The sequence below is a fragment of the Sediminibacterium sp. GW821-FHT12F12 genome, from assembly GCF_058806635.1.
In genome coordinates this window covers 13,601-32,178 of sequence record NZ_JBXAPW010000002.1, presented here as the reverse complement: position 1 = coordinate 32,178, position 18,578 = coordinate 13,601, and the positions used below count along the sequence as shown (strand labels likewise).

Below are 18,578 nucleotides of genomic sequence, written 5' to 3'. Positions count from 1 at the left end.
CGCAAGAAAATCAATTCCGCTGATGTAATCCCCTGATCCCCCTACATTTAGACTGGTTTTGAACCGGTTACCCCTAGAATAATATTATCATTGATGCATCGTTTATACGGGTACCCCGGTCTATCATAGCCAATAGATTTATTCCGGTTTGTTGTAATGGTTTCCGGAAAAAATCAAAAAAAAATTAACAAATAATTTTTTTAGAAATAAAAATGTGTATTTTGTACACGCTTAATAACCAATAAACTGCCATTTATGAATTTTTCGAAGCTTGTCAGACCCATACTCATGGGTTTATTTGCTTGCTTGTTCGTCATCTCCGCACAAGCCCAAAACAAAACCATTTCAGGTAAAGTAACTGACGCAAAGGATGGATCTCCTTTGGTAGGTGCTTCTGTAGTTGTAAAAGGAACGAAAACGGGTACCCAAACAGGTACAGACGGTACTTTTAAGATTACAGTTCCATCGTCAGCCACCACTTTGGTGATCTCTTCCATCGGTTTTGGAAACCAGGAAGTGAATATCCAGAGCAGAACCTCTGTGGATGTTACCTTATCAGCTACCAACGACCAGCTCAACGAAGTTGTGGTGATCGGTTATGGTACTGCCAAGAAAAAAGACCTGACCGGTTCTGTTGTATCGGTGCAGGCAAAAAACTTTAACCAGGGTGTGATCAACGCTCCTGACCAATTGCTGCAGAATAAAGTAGCCGGTCTGGAAGTTACCAACATCAATGGTCAGCCTGGTGCTGCTTCTACTATCCAGATCAGGGGTACCTCTTCTATCCGTTCCAACAACAACCCGTTATATGTTGTAGACGGAGTTCCTTTGGATGGTGGTACTGCCCGTCCAAACCTGGGTAATGCTTTTGGTAGCAACCCTAACTCAAACCCACTGTTGTACATTGATCCAAACAGTATCGCACAGATCGATGTATTAAAAGATGCGTCTTCTGCAGCTATCTACGGTTCTCGTGGTGCTAATGGTGTGATCGTGATCACTACCAAAAAAGCAACTGCCGGTGCCATGAAGGTAGATGTAGGTATCAACTATGGTTCTAACATCGGTTTCATGAAGAAATTCGAAATTCTGGATGCAACTGAATACAGAGCCGCGTTGAAAAAATACAACCAGCCGGCTTCTTACGATGGCGGCCAATCGGTTGATGCCATGAAAGACCTGACACAGAGCACCTTCTCTCAGAATTACTCATTGGCCTTAAGTGGTGGAAATGAGCAGGGACGTGTACGTGCTTCTATCCTCGCATCCAATAACAAAGGCTTTTTGAAAAAATCAGCCCTCGACAAATATCTCGCTACTATCGGCGGTACCTACAAGTTCCTCGATAAACGACTGACCCTCGATTTCGGTCTGATTGCCGGTAACTATGCCGAAACCCTGACCAGCGTATCTAATACTGCCGGTTCTACAGGTAATATTATTTCTTCAGCACTTAGCTGGAACCCCACACAACCTTTATCTGATCCGGCTGGTTTGGCTAATTTCCCAACCAATGGTTCCGGTAACCCAAGAGCTTTCCAGGATGCATATTCTGACCTGAGTAGCGTATTTACCATCCTGGGTAATATCTCCGCTACTTACAAAATCAATGAACATTTCGATTACAAACTGTTATTTGGTATCAATAGCGGTACCGGTACAAGGGAAATGAACATTGAAGGATGGTTACAGGGTATCCCAGGCGTATCCGGACAGGGTTTTGCTGGTATTGCCAACGCAAAACTGAATAGCCAGACTATCACACATACTTTGAACTACCGTACAGACATCAGCAAGAGTTTCTCTATTGATGCCTTGGCCGGTTACGAATATTTTAAAACCAATTTCTCCGGAAATGGCGTTACTGCCAGCGGTTTTAATACTAACCTGAATCAGGCAACCAGGATCAATATTCCTTACACCAAGATCATGGCCAATGCCAAAACACAAAACCCTTTCTTCTCTTATGCCAATCCACAGGCTGAATTGCAGTCATATTTCGGAAGGGCTACACTGAACTATCAGGACAAGTTATTGTTAACTGTTACAATGAGAGCAGATGGTTCCAGTAAGTTTGGTGCTAACAACCGTTACGGTTATTTCCCTTCAGCCGGTCTGAAATGGGTAGCCAGCAACGAAGCGTTCATGAAAAACAATTCTGTGTTTGCTAACCTGGCATTCCGTGCTTCTTATGGTATCACTGGTAACCAGGAATATCCTGCCGGTTCATCCAAAGAGCAGTTCGCTTTGAACTCTTATAACAATGCACCACAGGTAGTAAACGGTAACCCTGATCTGAAATGGGAAAAAACCAAATCTTTAAACTTCGGTGCTGAATTTACACTGGCGGGTGGTAAGATTTACGGTTCAATGGATTACTATACCAGAAAAACTTCTGATATCCTGTTCCAGACAACTGCTATCCAGCCGGCTCCATCTTCTATCTCTTTCGTAAATCTGAAAGATGCGAATATCATCAACTCAGGTTTTGAATTGGCATTAGGTGCTACCGTGGTTGATAAGCCCAACTTTACATGGGATGTGAACTTCAACTATGCTTATAACAAAAACAACGTTAAGAACTTTAAAGATCCTAACACTGGTTTAGATCTGCAGGTTCAGACTGGTTTCATCAGCGGTCAGGGTGTATCCGGTACACTGGCGCAGGTGATCACCAACAATAACCCCATCAACGTATTCTATCTGAAACAATTCAATGGATATGATGCAAGTGGTAACCAGCAGATCGGCGCTAATCCAGGTCTGGCAGGCGATCCAAACCCACATAACCTGTTTGGTCTGGGATCAAGTGTCCGCATCAAGCAATTGACCTTTACGGTGAACTTTGGTGGTGCCAGCGGATTCCTGATCTACAACAATACCGCTACAGCTGTAACCAATATCGCCGGTATTGCACAGGGTAGAAATATTGACAGGGCTGCTTACAACTCTCCTGAAGGTATTGCCAGTGGCGTAGGTGCTTCTACCAGGTTCCTCGAAAAAGGTGATTACCTGAAACTGAGAAACCTGACTGCCCGTTACAACTTTGGTAATAAAGGTAAATACATCAAGAACCTGTCTGCATTCATTACCGGAAGCAACCTGTTCGTGATTACTAAATTCACAGGATTTGATCCAGAGGTGAACATCGACAAGAGTAACAACTCATACCCTTCAAGGTCTATCGAGTATGTGCCTTATCCAACACCAAGAGCCATTTCTTTCGGATTTAATTTTACTTTATAATCATCCCACACAACAACAAAAATGAGAAGTATGAAACCATATAATATGATTAAAAAAATTACAGTTCCTTTCGTTGCAGTTCTTGCAATGGCCGGCTGTACCAAACTGGAAGAAAACCTGGGAAGTACGCTTACCAGTGGCCAGGTATCTACAGCACTGGGAAGTGAGGGCGTAAGTCTCCTGCTTTCTGCTGCTTATGCCGATCTGGGTGGTCCATTAACCAGCCAGGACCTCGTATTCTCCCTGATGGAAAATACAACCGATGAATCACTGGTTCCTACCCGTGGTGGCGACTGGGATGATAACGGTGTATGGCGTGTATTGCACAGCCATACCTGGAATGCAGACCATGGTCAGATTACCAGCGTATTCAATGCATTGAACAAGATCAACTTTGATGCCACTAACGTATTGGGCTACGGACCAAGCGCTGCACAGGCTGCTGAAGCTAAGTTTATCAGAGCACTTTCTCTGTATTACCTGCTTGACCTGTACGGACAGTTCCCTATCAGGAACCCGGGTGATAACCTGCTGTTAGCGCCTACCGTTTTATCAGGTGCAGCTGCAGCTGATTTTATCATTGCTGAACTGAATGCTGCTTTGCCTAATTTACCTGCCAGCAACGGAAGTGCGAAAGCTAACCCTGATGCTGCCAGAACCTTGCTGATGAAATGTTACCTGCAGAAAGGTGTATGGGCCAATAGGGCTGCACCAACTTTTGCAGCTGCAGATCTGGCCCAGGTGATCACATTGGGAAATGCTATCATCAACAGTGGTAAATACAGTTTTGCTACCAACTATTTTGATAACTTCAGTCCTACCAACGACAATTCCAAAGAAGCCATCTTCCGTTATGACAACACTTCTGGTGTTGGTGCCAATAACTCTGGTTTACAGGCCCGTTGGAATATGACCTTACACTACAATTCATATACTCCCAACAACCCTAATGCCGGTTGGAACGGATTCTCTACCATTGGTGATTTCTATGCTTCCTTCAACACCACCGGAGCACCAACTGCTTACGGTCCTTCAGATACACTGTTCGACGGAAGGATTGGTGGACGTAACTACAACAATTCCAAAACCATTTCCGGTATCAATCCTGGTTTCCTCGTAAACCAGCAGTATAACGAAAAAGGAGAAGCTTCTAAAGACAGAAAAGGTGCGCCATTGGCTTACGTGAAAGATATCGCAGCTAACATGATCGAAACAGGTTCTAACCTGGAAGTTACCGGTATCCGTGTAGTGAAATATGTACCTGACTATGCTTATTATGGTGGACCAGCAGGTAATGACCTGATGATCTTCCGTTATGCTGATGTGGTATTGATGGTGGCCGAAGCACAGATCCGTAATGGTAATGCTGCTGCCGGTTTAACACTGGTAAATACACTGCGTGCCGCCAGAGGTGCAGCGCCACTCGCTACCATGACTTTGGCCAATCCTAACCTGGTGAACGATCCACTTACCCTGATTGCAGAAAGAGGACGTGAACTGTATTGGGAGAGTGTAAGAAGAACAGATCTTCAACGTTTCGGTTTATACCTGAAACCATGGCAGTATAAAACTGTTAATGACGCGAAGAACCTGATTTTCCCGATTCCGAATTCAGCCTTGGCTGCCAATCCAAACCTGAAGCAGAACCCTGGTTACTAATCAATTCTGATAAGTTTACGATAATAGAAAAAGGCTCCTTATGGGGCCTTTTTCTATTGGATACCTTGTGCACACCAAACACCGTCTGCAAGGGATCTTCCATTGCTCCATTATAACCTGCTGTTAAGAGATTATGGATTAACTTGAGTCGCTTTTTCTTTATTTTTATCATTTATCTGAGAATCATTTTTTCAATTGTTTTCTAATGAAGCATACCCATTTTTTGCCGGTTGTTTTGTTGACGCTGATACTGGTTTCCTGTGCCAAAAAGAAAGAACAGACACTGTTTGAATTGATGGATAATACAGGGATCAACTTCAGGAATGATGTAGCTGATGGTAAAAAGGAGAACAGCTTTCTTTTCCGTAATTTTTATAATGGGGGAGGCGTTGCATTAGGAGATATCAATAACGACGGACTGGCCGATGTTTTCCTCACATCTAATATGGGGGAGAACAAAATGTACCTGAATAAAGGTGAGTTTCATTTCGAAGATATCACACAGAAAGCCGGCTTCAAACAGGACAGTATGTGGAGCACCGGTGTGGTGTTTGTAGATATCAACAACGATGGCTGGCTGGATATATATGTATGTAATTCGGGGCATATGTCTACCGGACATCGTTTGAACAAATTATACATCAATAACCACGATCTTACCTTTACCGAGTCAGCTGCTGCCTATGGATTGAATCACAAAGGATATTCTACACAGGTATCTTTCTTCGACTATGATCTGGATGGTGACCTGGATTGTTTTATGATCGATAATAGTCCGATACCGGTAAACCAGCTGGGTTATAACAATAACCGCGACCTGCCCGATAACAAATGGAACGTGGCCGAATTCTTAAAAGGAGGTGGTAACCATCTGTACAGAAACGATAATAACCACTTTACAGACGTAACCAGCGTATCGGGTATTCACAGCAGCCTGATCAGTTTTGGCTTAGGCGTATCGGTAGGAGATATTAACAACGATGGATATCCTGATATTTATGTTTCGAACGATTCTTATGAACGCGATTACCTGTATGTGAACCAGCGTAACGGCAGCTTTAAGGATGAGTTTGAAGAACGTTTTGATCATACCAGTTTTTCTTCGATGGGTTCTGACCTCGCAGATATCAATAACGATGGTTTGCCCGATATCTTTAACACAGACATGTTACCCGATGATGACTATCGCCTGAAAACCACCGGGGCATTCGATAATATCGATCTCTTTAATACCAAACTCAAAACAGGCTTTTATTACCAGTATGTAAAAAACTGTCTGCAGATCAATAACAAAAAAGGAAAGTTTATTGAGTCGGGTAATTACAGCGGTGTTTCTGCTTCAGACTGGAGCTGGGGTGCATTGATGTTTGATATGGATAATGATGGATACAATGATATCTATGTCTGTAATGGCGTGAACCGGGATGTAACCGATCTTGACTTTATTGAATTCTTTGCCAATGATGTTATCCAGAAAATGGTGCTCACCGGACAGAAACAGGATGTGGACGAAGTGCTGAAACATATTCCGCAGAATCCGCTGGTGAACAAAGCGTATCATAACCAGAAAGATCTACGTTTCAAGGATATGGCGCTGGCATGGGGTTTTGAAAAACCTACATTCTCCAACGGCGCCGCTTATGGCGACCTGGATAATGATGGTGATCTTGACCTGGTAGTTAACAATGAAAATCAGCCCTCTTTTGTGTACCGGAATAACAGCCGGCAGATCAACAAGCACCATTATATCAGTGTACAATTACAGGGTAAGGAAAAAAATACCTTTGCGATCGGAACCAAAATAGATCTGTATAGGGGTAATGAGATCATTACCCGCGAACAGGTTCCCAGCAGAGGTTTTCAATCATCCATGGATTATAAACTGGTGATCGGACTGGGAACCAACGCCCTGATTGATTCGATGATCATTACCTGGCCAGATCTGACTGTTTCACGCTTGGATAAACCGGCTGTTGATACATTACATCTGCTGAAACAGACAGCCATGAAATCACAGCCGCGTGCGCCGCAGAAACCTGTGATAAAAGCGATGCTGGATTCTGTCAGTACCGCATTTGAACAACATATAGAAGACGACAATATTGATTTTTATTACGAGCGCAACCTTCCTAAAATGATCTCGCGCGAAGGACCGAAAGCGGCTACGGCAGATGTGAATGGAGATGGGTTGGAAGATCTGTATATCGGTGGAACAGCCGGACACTGGGGTAAACTATACATCCAGAATAAAAATGGCGGTTTTGTAAAATCGTTACAGCCGGTTTTTGAACAGTTCAAGGATTTTGAAGATGTGGCCGTGCATTTTTTTGACGCAGACAAAGACAATGATGCCGACCTGCTGGTTTGTCCGGGTGGCAATAACAATAAACCCGATAGCAGGCAGATGCAGTTGCGTTTATACAAGAACGACGGAAAAGGAAATTTCAGTATTGATGTAACCGCCTTCCCCAATACAGGGATGAATATCGGTGTAGCGATTGCGGAAGATTTTAACCAGGATGGATTTCCCGATCTGTTTGTAGGTGGCCGCAGCAATCCGCGCAATTACGGAGTAGATCCTTCCAGTTATCTTTTTATAAATGATGGTAAGGGGCACTTTACAGATATAGCGCCAGCAAAAAATCCGGATATTGCCAATATCGGAATGGTTACCGGTGCTGTTTGGGCAGACCTCACCGGTGATGCCAAAAAAGAACTCATCATTACGGGTGAATGGATGGCTACCCGGATCTTCCGTTTCAACAAAGATCATTTTGAAGAGATCAAAACCAATCTGCAGGAACTGCTGGGCTGGTGGCAAACCGTTTCGGTGGCTGATCTGAATGGAGATGGCAAAAATGATCTGGTAATAGGCAATATCGGTGAGAATTTTTATCTCCATCCCGATAAGGAACACCCGGTTAAATTATGGCTGAATGATTTTGACCAGAACCAGGCGAGAGACCGGGTACTTACGAGTGTGATCAACGGAAAAGATATGCCGGTATTTATGAAACATGAAATGGAAGACCAGGTTCCCTCACTCAAGAAAAAGAACCTGAAACACCGCGACTATGCCAATAAACCCATACAGGAACTCTTCCCGGCCGAGATCATCAAAACCTGCAAAATCAAAGAATTCAATTACTGTGCTTCGATAATAGCGATCAATGAAGGAGATGGAAAATTCAGGATTCAGAAAATGCCTGCTATGGTGCAGTTATCTTCTGTGAATGCCGTGCAGATCACTGACCTCGATAACAATGGCCAGCCCGACCTGGTCTTGGGTGGAAATGAATATGGCCTGTTACCGCAGTTTGAAAGATTAGATGCCGGGCGCGGTGCCGTGATGATGAACCTGGGTGCGGGCAATTTCCGTTTGCTCGATGCACAGGAGTCTGGTGTGGAAGTGAACGGACAGGTACGCGATATCAAAGAGATCAGAACGGCTGCTGGTAAACAACTCTTATTCCTGCGTAATAATATGAGCCCGGTATTATTTAAACCGGCTGTATCAATAAATGCTGCCACTGTCTTACCCAAAACAAAGAAATAAATGTGTATGATGGATCGGGTTAAACAATCCCTGTTATTGGTTTTAGTGGTGCTGGCTTCCTGCCGAGAGCAGAAGGTTCAGTTACCACCTATGTTTGAGATTCTGGACAGCAGTAAAACAGGTTTGTTATTTGCCAATAAACTGAAACCTACGCAGGAGTTCAACATGTTCAAATACATGTATTTCTATAACGGAGCAGGTGCTGCTGCCGGTGATTTTAACAATGATGGATGGATAGATCTCTTCCTGAGCGCCAACCAGGGCGATAATAAATTATACCTGAATAAAAAGGGGTTGCAATTTACAGATGTTACCGCAGACGCAACTATTCCGCAGGATGGGGCCTGGTCAACCGGTGTATCTGTAGTAGATATCAATCATGATGGATTATTGGATATTTATGTTTGTCGTGTAGGCGAATTTGAAACCCTGCATGGCCGCAACCAGTTGCTCGTAAACCAGGGCATCGGGAAAAATGGGATCCCTACCTTCAAAGATGAAGCCAAAAGTTATGGCCTTGATTTCTCCGGCTTTACCACACAGGCCGTATTTGTAGATTACGACCTGGATGGAGACCTGGATTGTTTTCTGCTCAATCATTCCGTGCATCGCAATGGGTCCTTCTCGCCAAGAAAAGATTTTATCGGCACCTATCATCCGCTTTCCGGCGACAGGCTTTTTCGTAATGATGGAATGATCTTTACCGATATTACCAAAGCTTCGCAGATCAATAGTTCTGCCATCAGTTATGGACTGGGTATCGCCGTTGCAGACCTGAACCTGGATGGTTACCCCGATCTGTATATGGGAAATGATTTTCATGAAAATGATTATTTCTACATCAACCAGAAAAACGGAACCTTCAAAGAAGAGATCACGGAACATATGATGCATACCAGCCAGTATTCGATGGGCGTGGATATAGCAGATGTAAACAACGATGGTTACCCGGAAGTAGTATCGATGGATATGCTTCCTTCAGATCCCTATATTTTAAAACGTTCCTTGGGAGAAGATGAGTATGATATTTTCCAGTATAAGATCAATGCCGGTTACCAGCACCAGTACACACGTAATAACCTGCAGCTGAACCGCCGCAACGGTATGTTCAGTGAAGTAGGGCTGTATGCCGGCATTTATGCCACCGACTGGAGCTGGGCCGCTTTGTGGATGGATTTTGATAATGATGGTTTAAAAGACCTCTTCATTTCCAACGGCATCCCCAAAAGGATGAACGACATGGACTATGTGAACTTTGTATCCAACGATGAGATCCAGCGTAAGATCTCCAGCAATAAAATGGAGGAGAAAGATATGGCGCTGGTGAATACCTTTCCCGAAATCAAGATTCCTAATAAACTGTACAGGAATACCGGTAACCTCCGCTTTAGTGATATAGGAGAGCAGATCAGCAACGATAAACCCACATTCTCCAACGGCGCCGTATATGCCGACTTTGACAATGATGGCGATCTGGATATTGTGGTCAACAATATCGACGAAGCGGCCATGTTGTATAAGAATACGAGCAATGATAAAAAAGAGAAAGCCTTTGTATCGGTTACGCTGAAGGGCCCTGAAAAAAACACACAAGCCATTGGTGCCAAACTGGTACTGTTTGCCAATGGAGGCATCCGTACGTATGAGAAATATCCTGTACACGGTTTCCAATCCAGTATGGAAACGCCGCTGCATATCGGGATAGACCAGACAACAATTGATTCTGCTTTTCTGATCTGGCCGGATAATACCTTTCAACCCGTTCAGCTCAACAGTAAACAATCCCAACTAAGTTTCCGGTATCAGAAAGGATTACCGGCATTTGATTATCAAAAAATCAGGGGGCATTGGCCTGAGCCAACCAGGCCCATGAAAGATATTACGGCAGCCACAACGCTTTCTTATACACATAACGAGAATGTATTTGCCGAGTTTGACCGCGAACCACTGATGCCGCATATGGTTTCTACCGAAGGTCCGGCATTGGCCGTAGGAGATCTGAACCGGGACGGACGCGAAGATGTATTCATCGGTGCCGCCAGAGATAAACAAAATGCCCTCTTTCTGCAAACAGCAACGGGTACCTTCACCAGAAGTATACAACCTGCCCTGGTTGCAGATAGCGCAGCAGAAGATATAGATGCTTTGTGGACAGATGTAAACAAAGACGGATTTGCAGACCTGGTGGTAGTGAGTGGTGGTAACGAATTTTTTGGTCCCGACCCACATCAGCAGCCAAGGCTCTACCTCAATAACGGGAAAGGCGGATTGGGTAAACAGGAACATGCTTTTGACAATATTTTTGCGAACGCCTCATCGGTTAGTGCCAGCGATTTTAACGGAGATGGCGCACCCGATCTGTTTATCGCCGCAAGGTCCGTTCCGGGCGAGTATGGCAAAATACCCCGTTCCTATTTATTGCAGAATGATGGTAAAGGACATTTCACAGATGTAACAGCAACACGTGCCAAAGAGCTGATGGAACCGGGAATGATTACAGAGGCCAGCTGGTTTGATATAGATAAAGATGGAGACCAGGACCTGCTGATCACTACCGAATGGAATGGGATCTATGCTTTCATGAACAACAAGGGGAATTTTACAAAATCAACCCTCACAGAAAAAAAAGGCTGGTGGAACTTTGTATTGCCCGTAGATATTGATAACGATGGTGATATAGATCTCATTGCGGGTAACCTCGGCCTCAACAGCCGTTTGCAGGCCACGGAGAAAGAACCGGTAAAATTATACTATAACGATTTTGATGCCAATGGCCGCAAAGAGCAGGTGCTTACTTATTTTCTGAATGGCCGCGAACTGTCTTTTGCCAATAAGGATGAATTGCAGAAACAGATTCCCATGCTGAAAAAGAAATTCCTGTACGCCGAAGATTTTGCCAAAGCGGATCTGGAAAAGATCTTCACCAAAGAAAAGCTAAGCGCATCCGAAATATTACAGGCCGATTATTTTTCCAATGCCCTACTCATCAACAATGGCAAAATGAAATTCACGGCGCAGGCTTTACCCTGGCAGGCACAGCTGAGCTCCTTACGCGATGCGGTAGTGATCGATGCCAATAAGGATAACCTGCCGGATATTCTGCTCGTTGGCAATTATTACAAGAACAATATCCAGATGGGCAGATACGATGCCGATTTCGGCACTATCCTGTTAAATAAGGGCAAAGGAAACTTCACTGCCGAAAATATCAATGGCTTACAGATAAAGGGAGAGGCAAGACATATCAAAAAGATCCGGATCAACGGGAAAGAGGCGTTTGTGGTGGCCAGGAATAATGATGCTGCGGTAGTGATCGCGTTTGCGGATGAAAAATGAAGGGGCGTCAATCGTCAATCGTCAGTCGTCAGTCGTCAAAAGTCAAAAGTCAAAAGTCAAAAGTAGTCTGCGTTGTGCAAGTTACCGATATTGGAAACTTACATATCAAAATAACCATCACTCACTACTCACTACTCACCCCTCACCACTCACGATTCACGACTGACGATTCACCATTGCCCATTCACTAGTACACCGGCATACACAATTTCGTAACCCACTTACTGCTATCAGGCTGCAGGATCCGGTCGGTAACGAGCATGGTAAAATTCATGGCCATGGATGTTTTCCGGTAGTCCTGGAAATATTGCTGCATATTTTTAGAGGCCTGGTTGATAGTGCTGTCTCCACCCGCCACTTCAGTAATCATAAAACTACCTTTCACCATATATTTCATAGAGAAGACGGCGGTTTCGGGAAGGTGTTTGTTTACAGGTACAGCCGCCATTAACTGGTAACGGCCTTCGTCCATACGGGTAGCATTATAGATGGGGCTTCCGCTGGGTTCAGTTCCATTCTGTTTGATATAGGTCTTGATCTTATCGATCAGTTGATAAATTTCTTTTACCGATGGGTTTGCAGGCAGCATCTGTTTGGAACTGACATAGAGGGTATCCCTTAAACGGTTACGCTCAATATGGATGCCGTAAATATTATAGGGTTCAGACAGAAAATCTTTCATACGACCCAGGATCTCATTCATGTCCTTTTTGATCTGTTTGGCTTCCAGGTAATCAGTTATACGGATAAAAGGGTTTCGGCTGGTGATGAATTCAGCTTTCCATTGCAGGCTGGTAGAATCTACCGCCAGGGAAATGATCATCAGTTTGGAAAGCAGACGCCGCTTTTCTTTACTGATAACAATATCCACTGATTTATAAAATTGGCCCGTTGGCTCAAAGGAATAGCCGTTATGGGTAAAAACAGGTCCAGCCTGGCGGTCTCCGTTTGTGCCATAGTTCCACCAGAGCGGCCATTTGGTCTCGTCTATCAGAAAGCGCTCGGTACCCACATCCGTTGTTTTAACAGCTACGGAACAGTCTATGATGATTTTGCCGGGAATAAACAGGTAAAGGGATGAAGTAAAAAGGGCCAGAACCACTAAGAGAATAAGCAACAGTTTCTTCATATACAGCAGTATAATTTATAGCACTGCAAAATAAGGGAATCTGCGCCAGAAACCGCCGATTGGTAAGCTTTCCTGCTATTAACGATTTCCTAAAATTAAACAATACCGCCGGTCATATTCTCTTTTTGACTGCGATCATAAAAGGGCTAATTTGCTGTGTTATTTCAGCTGATTGTTAATGATGCAAAAGCCTATGTTCGATCGTTCCTTTGCTGTATTCATCTGTACCGGGGTTTGTCTCTGTATGCTGGCTTCCTGCTCCCGTTCAGAGCAGGCATCGGCCAAAAACAGCCTGTTTGAATTACTGCCGGCTTCACAAACCGGGATTTCTTTTGCCAATATGGTAAATGATACCAAGGAAATGAATATCCTGAACTACCATAATTTTTACAATGGGGGCGGGGTAGCTATTGGTGATATCAATAACGACGGGAAACCCGATGTTTTTTTCACCTCCAACCAGGGCGCGAATACTTTATACCTGAATAAAGGAAACTTTTCTTTCGAGGATATTACGGCTAAAGCGAAAATCACCAGTCAGCACAAATGGCATACCGGTGTATCCATGGTAGATATCAATGCAGATGGCTGGCTGGATATTTATGTATGTAATGCCGGTATCCTGCAGGGAGATGACCGTTCCAATGAATTATACATCAACCAGAAAAACGGAACCTTTACAGAAGAAGCCAAAGCCTACGGGCTGGATGACAAAGGCGCTTCTACCCAGGCTATCTTTTTTGATTATGATCATGATGGCGATCTGGATTGTTTTGTGCTGAATAACAGCCCCAAATCGATTGACAACTTTGGATACAAAAGTGATATCCGATATATCCGCGATGCGGTTGATGGAGATCATTTATACAGAAATGATAGCGGCAAATTTACCGATGTTAGTGAGCAGGCCGGGATATATGGTTCAGAGATCGCCTTCGGACTGGGTGTTACCGTTGGTGATCTGAACAATGATGGCTGGGAAGACCTGTATGTGGCCAATGATTTTTTTGAGCATGATTATCTCTATATCAACCAGCGGAACGGTACTTTTAAAGAGGAGAGTACGAAAGCCATGGGGCATATGAGCAATGGCGCCATGGGTACCGATATGGCCGATATCAACAACGATGGTTACCTGGATCTGTTTACCGCAGAAATGTTGCCCGAAAATGATTTCCGGTTAAAGACCACTATTAAATTCGATGGCTACGATGTGCAGAATGCGAGGAATAAACTGGATCTCCATCACCAGTTCACTGCCAATACCCTGCAACTGAATAACCAGGATGGAACCTTCAGTGAAATAGCACAACTGGCAGGGGTAGATGCAACAGGATGGAGTTGGGGAACCCTCAGTTTTGATTTCGACAATGATGGATGGAAAGATATTTTTGTTTGCAACGGTATCCGCAGAGACCTGACCAACCAGGATTTCCTCGCTTATTTTAACAGCCAGGAAAACCTGAACCGCATCCGCCAGGGTGGATTTGATTTTCTGGACCTGCTGAACAGGATGCCTTCGGTTCCCATTCCCAATTTCGCTTTTCTGAACCAGCAGAACCTGCAGTTCAAAGATGCATCGGCCCAGTTGGGTTTTACGAAGCCAACTTTCAGCAGCGGCGCCGCTTATGCCGATCTGGATGGAGATGGCGATTTGGACCTCGTGATCAATAACCACAATGATGAAGCAACTGTTTACCGGAACCATGCTGGCGATCAACAAAAAAATCATTACCTCAAAATCAAATTAAACGGTACGGCACCCAATACATTGGGGTATGGCGCAAGAGTAACTGTTTTTGCCGGTGGGCAGGAACAGGTGCTGGAGCAGCAACCCACCCGCGGTTTTCAAAGCGGTGTAGAACCGGTATTGTTATTTGGTCTCGGTAAGTTTACAAAAATCGATAGCCTGCTGGTTAGCTGGCCCAACCGCAAAATACAGGTGATCAGAGAGCCAACCATAGATACCCTGCTGGTACTCGATCAGCAAAAAGCCCTGCTATCAACACCATCGCCCAACATAGTACCGGCACTTTACGAAAATATTTCGGCTACCAACCTGTTGGGAAACACTTTGCACAAGGAAAACGATTTTGTGGATTTTGATGTGGAGAGACTGATCCCAAAATTACTGTCAACAGAAGGGCCGGGTATAGCAGTGGCAGATGTGAATGGCGATGGACTGGAAGATTTTTTTGCAGGTTCGGCCGCGGGCGATGCGGATAAACTGTTTATCCAGCGCAAAGACGGAAAGTTTGAAAACCGCACACAGAAAATATTCACGGCCGATAGTTATTACGAAACAACGGCTGCCGTTTTCTTTGATGCAGATGGAGATGGCGACGCCGACCTGGTAGCCGCATCCGGCGGAAACGAAGCCAAGCTTGGATCTCCATATCTCTATACCCGTTTGTACCTCAATAACGGCAAAGGTGAGTTCAGTTCTTCTGCCAAAGGATGGCCGGCTGTTTCGATGAATGCATCCTGTGTAAGCGTGGGCGATTTTGATGCAGATGGAAAACCTGATCTGTTCATAGGTGCGAGAAGTATACCGGGTAGTTATGGCGTATCACCTGCGAGTGTATTGCTGCATAACGAGGGTAACGGAAATTATACCGATGTTACTGCAACCATGGCACCTGAACTGCAGCAGGCAGGTATGGTAACCGATGCTGTTTGGGCAGATCTCAGTGGCAAGGGGAAAAAAGAATTGATACTGGCCGGCGAGTGGATGCCACTCACCATCTATGCCTATGAGAATAAACAACTCAAAAAGAAAACAACCATCCCCCATTCTTCCGGTTGGTGGAATTGTATAACGGTGGCAGATATAGACGGTAATGGCACGCAGGATATTGTGGCGGGTAATATGGGCATGAACAGTAATATCAAAGCCGACCCGCAACATCCCGCTAAATTATTTGTAGATGATTTTGATAAAAACGGGCAAACAGAATGTATCCCCGTTTATTATAAGCCCGATGGCAAAGCCTATCCCTATTACCTGAAAGATGAACTGGAATCGCAGTTGCCGGTATTGAAAAAGAAATTTCTACGCTACGAAGCCTATGCAGGTAAACCGATAGAAGAGATCCTGAGTAAGGAACAGCTTACACATGCTACGGTACTAACGGCAGAGCAGTCGCAATCTGCTATTTTTCTGAATGCGGGTGCAGGAACATTCACCATGCAGGTTTTACCCGTAATGGCACAATTATCGCCTGTATTCGGCATCACGGTTACAGATCTGAATGGCGATGGAAAAAAAGATCTGTTCCTGGCAGGTAATTTCTATGGACTCAAACCACAGACAGGCCGTTTTGATGCCAGTTATGGAACCACGCTACTGAATAATGGACAACATCAGTTTACGTACATAAAACCCAAACAGAGCGGTCTATTCATCAATGGCGAAGCCAGGGCAACGGTTGTGGTGAATGCGGCCAATGGCGGTAGTTATGTGCTGGTAGGTATGAACAATGACAAGTTATACCTGTTTCGCAAAAAGTAATAAAAGAACTGCGCATACCTCATTCAATACGGAAGAGAACATGGGTTACACTTTTGGATAAACTTTATTTTTACTACAAATCCTTCGATATGAAAAAGCTGACATTTCTCTTACTCACCATCATCAGCCTGTCTGCCACTGCACAGAAAATAGATGCCTGGAAAATAACTGCCGATCAGATCAATCCCTCAGCTTACTACGGCATCACGGTGGCAAACGGAATGATCGGTATCGTTTCTTCGCCCGAGCCCTTTAAGATCAAAGATGTGGTATTGGCCGGCGCATACGACCTCTACGGCCGTGGAAGGGTTAGTAATTTTCTCCGCAGTTTTAACCTGCTGAATATGCAGCTCGATATTGATGGCAGAAGAATTGGCAGCGCCGATGTTGCTAATATGAAGCAGGAACTGGATATGAAACACGCCAGTTTTACGACTTCTTTCGATTATGGTGATAAAGCCACAGTTTCTTATACGTACTACTCTCTCCGCCAACTTCCCTTCACCGTATTGATGGATGTAAACATCACGGCTAAAAAAGATATTACCATCAACAGCGGCAGTGTTATGGAAGCACCGGATGCGTTGAAAGACGTACAGAATTATTATAACGAGATAGACAGGCCACATGTGGTGATCAGTCTGCTGACATCTTCCGCCAAAAGTCCTACCGGTAAATTACTGATGAGTGCCTCCAATACATTTCTCTTTAGTGAGCCGCACGGACAGGAACCACGCGTGATCCATGAAATGTGGGACAACAATATGCACCTGATGAAATTTACCCGTAAGATCAAAGCCGGAGAATCCTATCGATACTCAATTGCAGGATCTTCTATTACATCCGCACACCACGATGATCCGCTGAACGAAGCGGAACGCATGACTATTTTTGCGAAACTGGAAGGCAGGGAAAGGCTGATCAACTTTCATAACAAAGCCTGGGATAAATTATGGGAGAGCGATATTACCGTAGAGGGCGATGACCAGTCGCAACAGGATATTCACAGCATGCTCTATCATCTCTACTCTTTTGTTCGCGAAGGAACGGATATGAGTCCCTCGCCCATGGGTTTAAGCGGCCTCGGGTATAACGGCCATGTGTTCTGGGATACCGAATTGTGGATGTATCCATCTATCCTGGTGTTACATCCCGAAATGGCAAAAAGCCTGGTAGAATACCGGTTTAACCGCCTCGCGGCAGCCAAAAGAAATGCATTCAATCATGGATACAAAGGTGCCATGTTTCCCTGGGAGAGTGCCGCAACGGGTGTAGAAGAAACACCGGTATGGGCATTGAGTGGGCCGTTCGAGCATCATATCACCGCCTGTGTGGGTATTGCTGCCTGGAACTACTACTGTGTTACACAGGATAAAGAATGGCTGAAAGAAAAAGGCTGGCCCATCCTGAAAGAAACTGCCGATTTCTGGAGTAGTAGGGTAGAGCGGAATGGCCCTGGAAAATATGAGATCAAAAATGTAGTAGCTGCCGATGAGTGGGCCGAGAATGTAGATAACAACGCCTGGACCAACGCTTCTGCCAAAGCTGTTTTACAAAATGCCACGGCTGCGGCGAAACTGCTGGGGCTAACGGCCGACCCCGACTGGATGCAGGTGGCCAACAATATCCCCATCCTGAAAATGGAGAATGGAGTAACGAGAGAACATGCCACCTATAACGGCGAGGGTATTAAACAGGCGGATGTTAACCTGCTGTCTTACCCCCTCAAAGAAGTAAGCGATCCCCAACAGATCCGCAAGGACCTCGAATATTATGAAACCCGGGTACCTAACGAGGGTACACCTTCTATGACACAGGCCATTTTTTCATTATTATATGCCCGTTTGGGCGATGGAGAAAAAGCCCTGCATTTTTTCAAGGATGGTTACCTGCCCAACCTGAACCCGCCTTTCCGGGTAATTGCAGAAGGCAAGGGAGGCACGAATCCCTATTTTGCCACCGGTGCAGGAGGATTGATACAGAGCGTGTTAATGGGTTTTGGCGGATTAGAGATCACCCCGCAGGGCATTACCCAGGTAAAATCTACCTTGCCCAAACAGTGGAAGAGCCTTACTATCACAGGGGTTGGCGTGGAAAAGAAAATATTTTCGGTTAAAAAATAATGTGTTATTTTCACACGG

General features: G+C 44.7%; 7 protein-coding genes. 6 read left to right on the top strand and 1 reads right to left on the bottom strand.

Annotated elements, in window-relative coordinates; genetic code table 11:
* Nucleotides 1-255 precede the first annotated feature (255 nt).
* The 4 genes from AC1RNB_RS02735 to AC1RNB_RS02720 all read left to right on the top strand — a co-directional run bounded on the left by AC1RNB_RS02735 (nt 256) and on the right by AC1RNB_RS02720 (nt 11,797).
* The gene (locus tag AC1RNB_RS02735; protein ID WP_493080496.1) at nt 256-3,246 is read left to right on the top strand and encodes a SusC/RagA family TonB-linked outer membrane protein; all 2,991 of its coding nucleotides are present in this window, start codon (nt 256-258) and stop codon (nt 3,244-3,246) included.
* A 30-nt stretch (nt 3,247-3,276) separates the two neighbouring features.
* The gene (locus tag AC1RNB_RS02730; protein ID WP_493080495.1) at nt 3,277-4,905 is read left to right on the top strand and encodes a RagB/SusD family nutrient uptake outer membrane protein; all 1,629 of its coding nucleotides are present in this window, start codon (nt 3,277-3,279) and stop codon (nt 4,903-4,905) included.
* 205 nt (nt 4,906-5,110) lie between these two features.
* Complete coding sequence (locus AC1RNB_RS02725; protein WP_493080494.1) at nt 5,111-8,461, top strand: VCBS repeat-containing protein; 3,351 nt, start codon at nt 5,111-5,113, stop codon at nt 8,459-8,461.
* Between the two features lie 6 nt (nt 8,462-8,467).
* On the top strand, nt 8,468-11,797 hold the full coding sequence (locus tag AC1RNB_RS02720; protein WP_493080493.1) for a VCBS repeat-containing protein: 3,330 nt from the start codon (nt 8,468-8,470) through the stop codon (nt 11,795-11,797).
* A gap of 187 nt (nt 11,798-11,984) precedes the next feature.
* Here AC1RNB_RS02720 and AC1RNB_RS02715 read toward each other — a convergent pair whose 3' ends face one another.
* Nucleotides 11,985-12,926, bottom strand: a complete 942-nt coding sequence (locus AC1RNB_RS02715; protein WP_493080491.1) for a GyrI-like domain-containing protein — start codon at nt 12,924-12,926, stop codon at nt 11,985-11,987.
* A 193-nt stretch (nt 12,927-13,119) separates the two neighbouring features.
* Here AC1RNB_RS02715 and AC1RNB_RS02710 point away from each other — a divergent pair, with 193 nt between their 5' ends.
* Together AC1RNB_RS02710 and AC1RNB_RS02705 are read left to right on the top strand one after the other, a co-directional pair.
* Entirely contained in the window at nt 13,120-16,437 is a 3,318-nt protein-coding gene (locus AC1RNB_RS02710; RefSeq protein ID WP_493080489.1) for a VCBS repeat-containing protein, read from the top strand.
* 89 nt (nt 16,438-16,526) lie between these two features.
* Nucleotides 16,527-18,560 (top strand): kojibiose hydrolase, encoded by a 2,034-nt coding sequence (locus AC1RNB_RS02705; RefSeq protein ID WP_493080487.1) that lies wholly within the window; start codon nt 16,527-16,529, stop codon nt 18,558-18,560.
* Nucleotides 18,561-18,578: the final 18 nt, after the last annotated feature.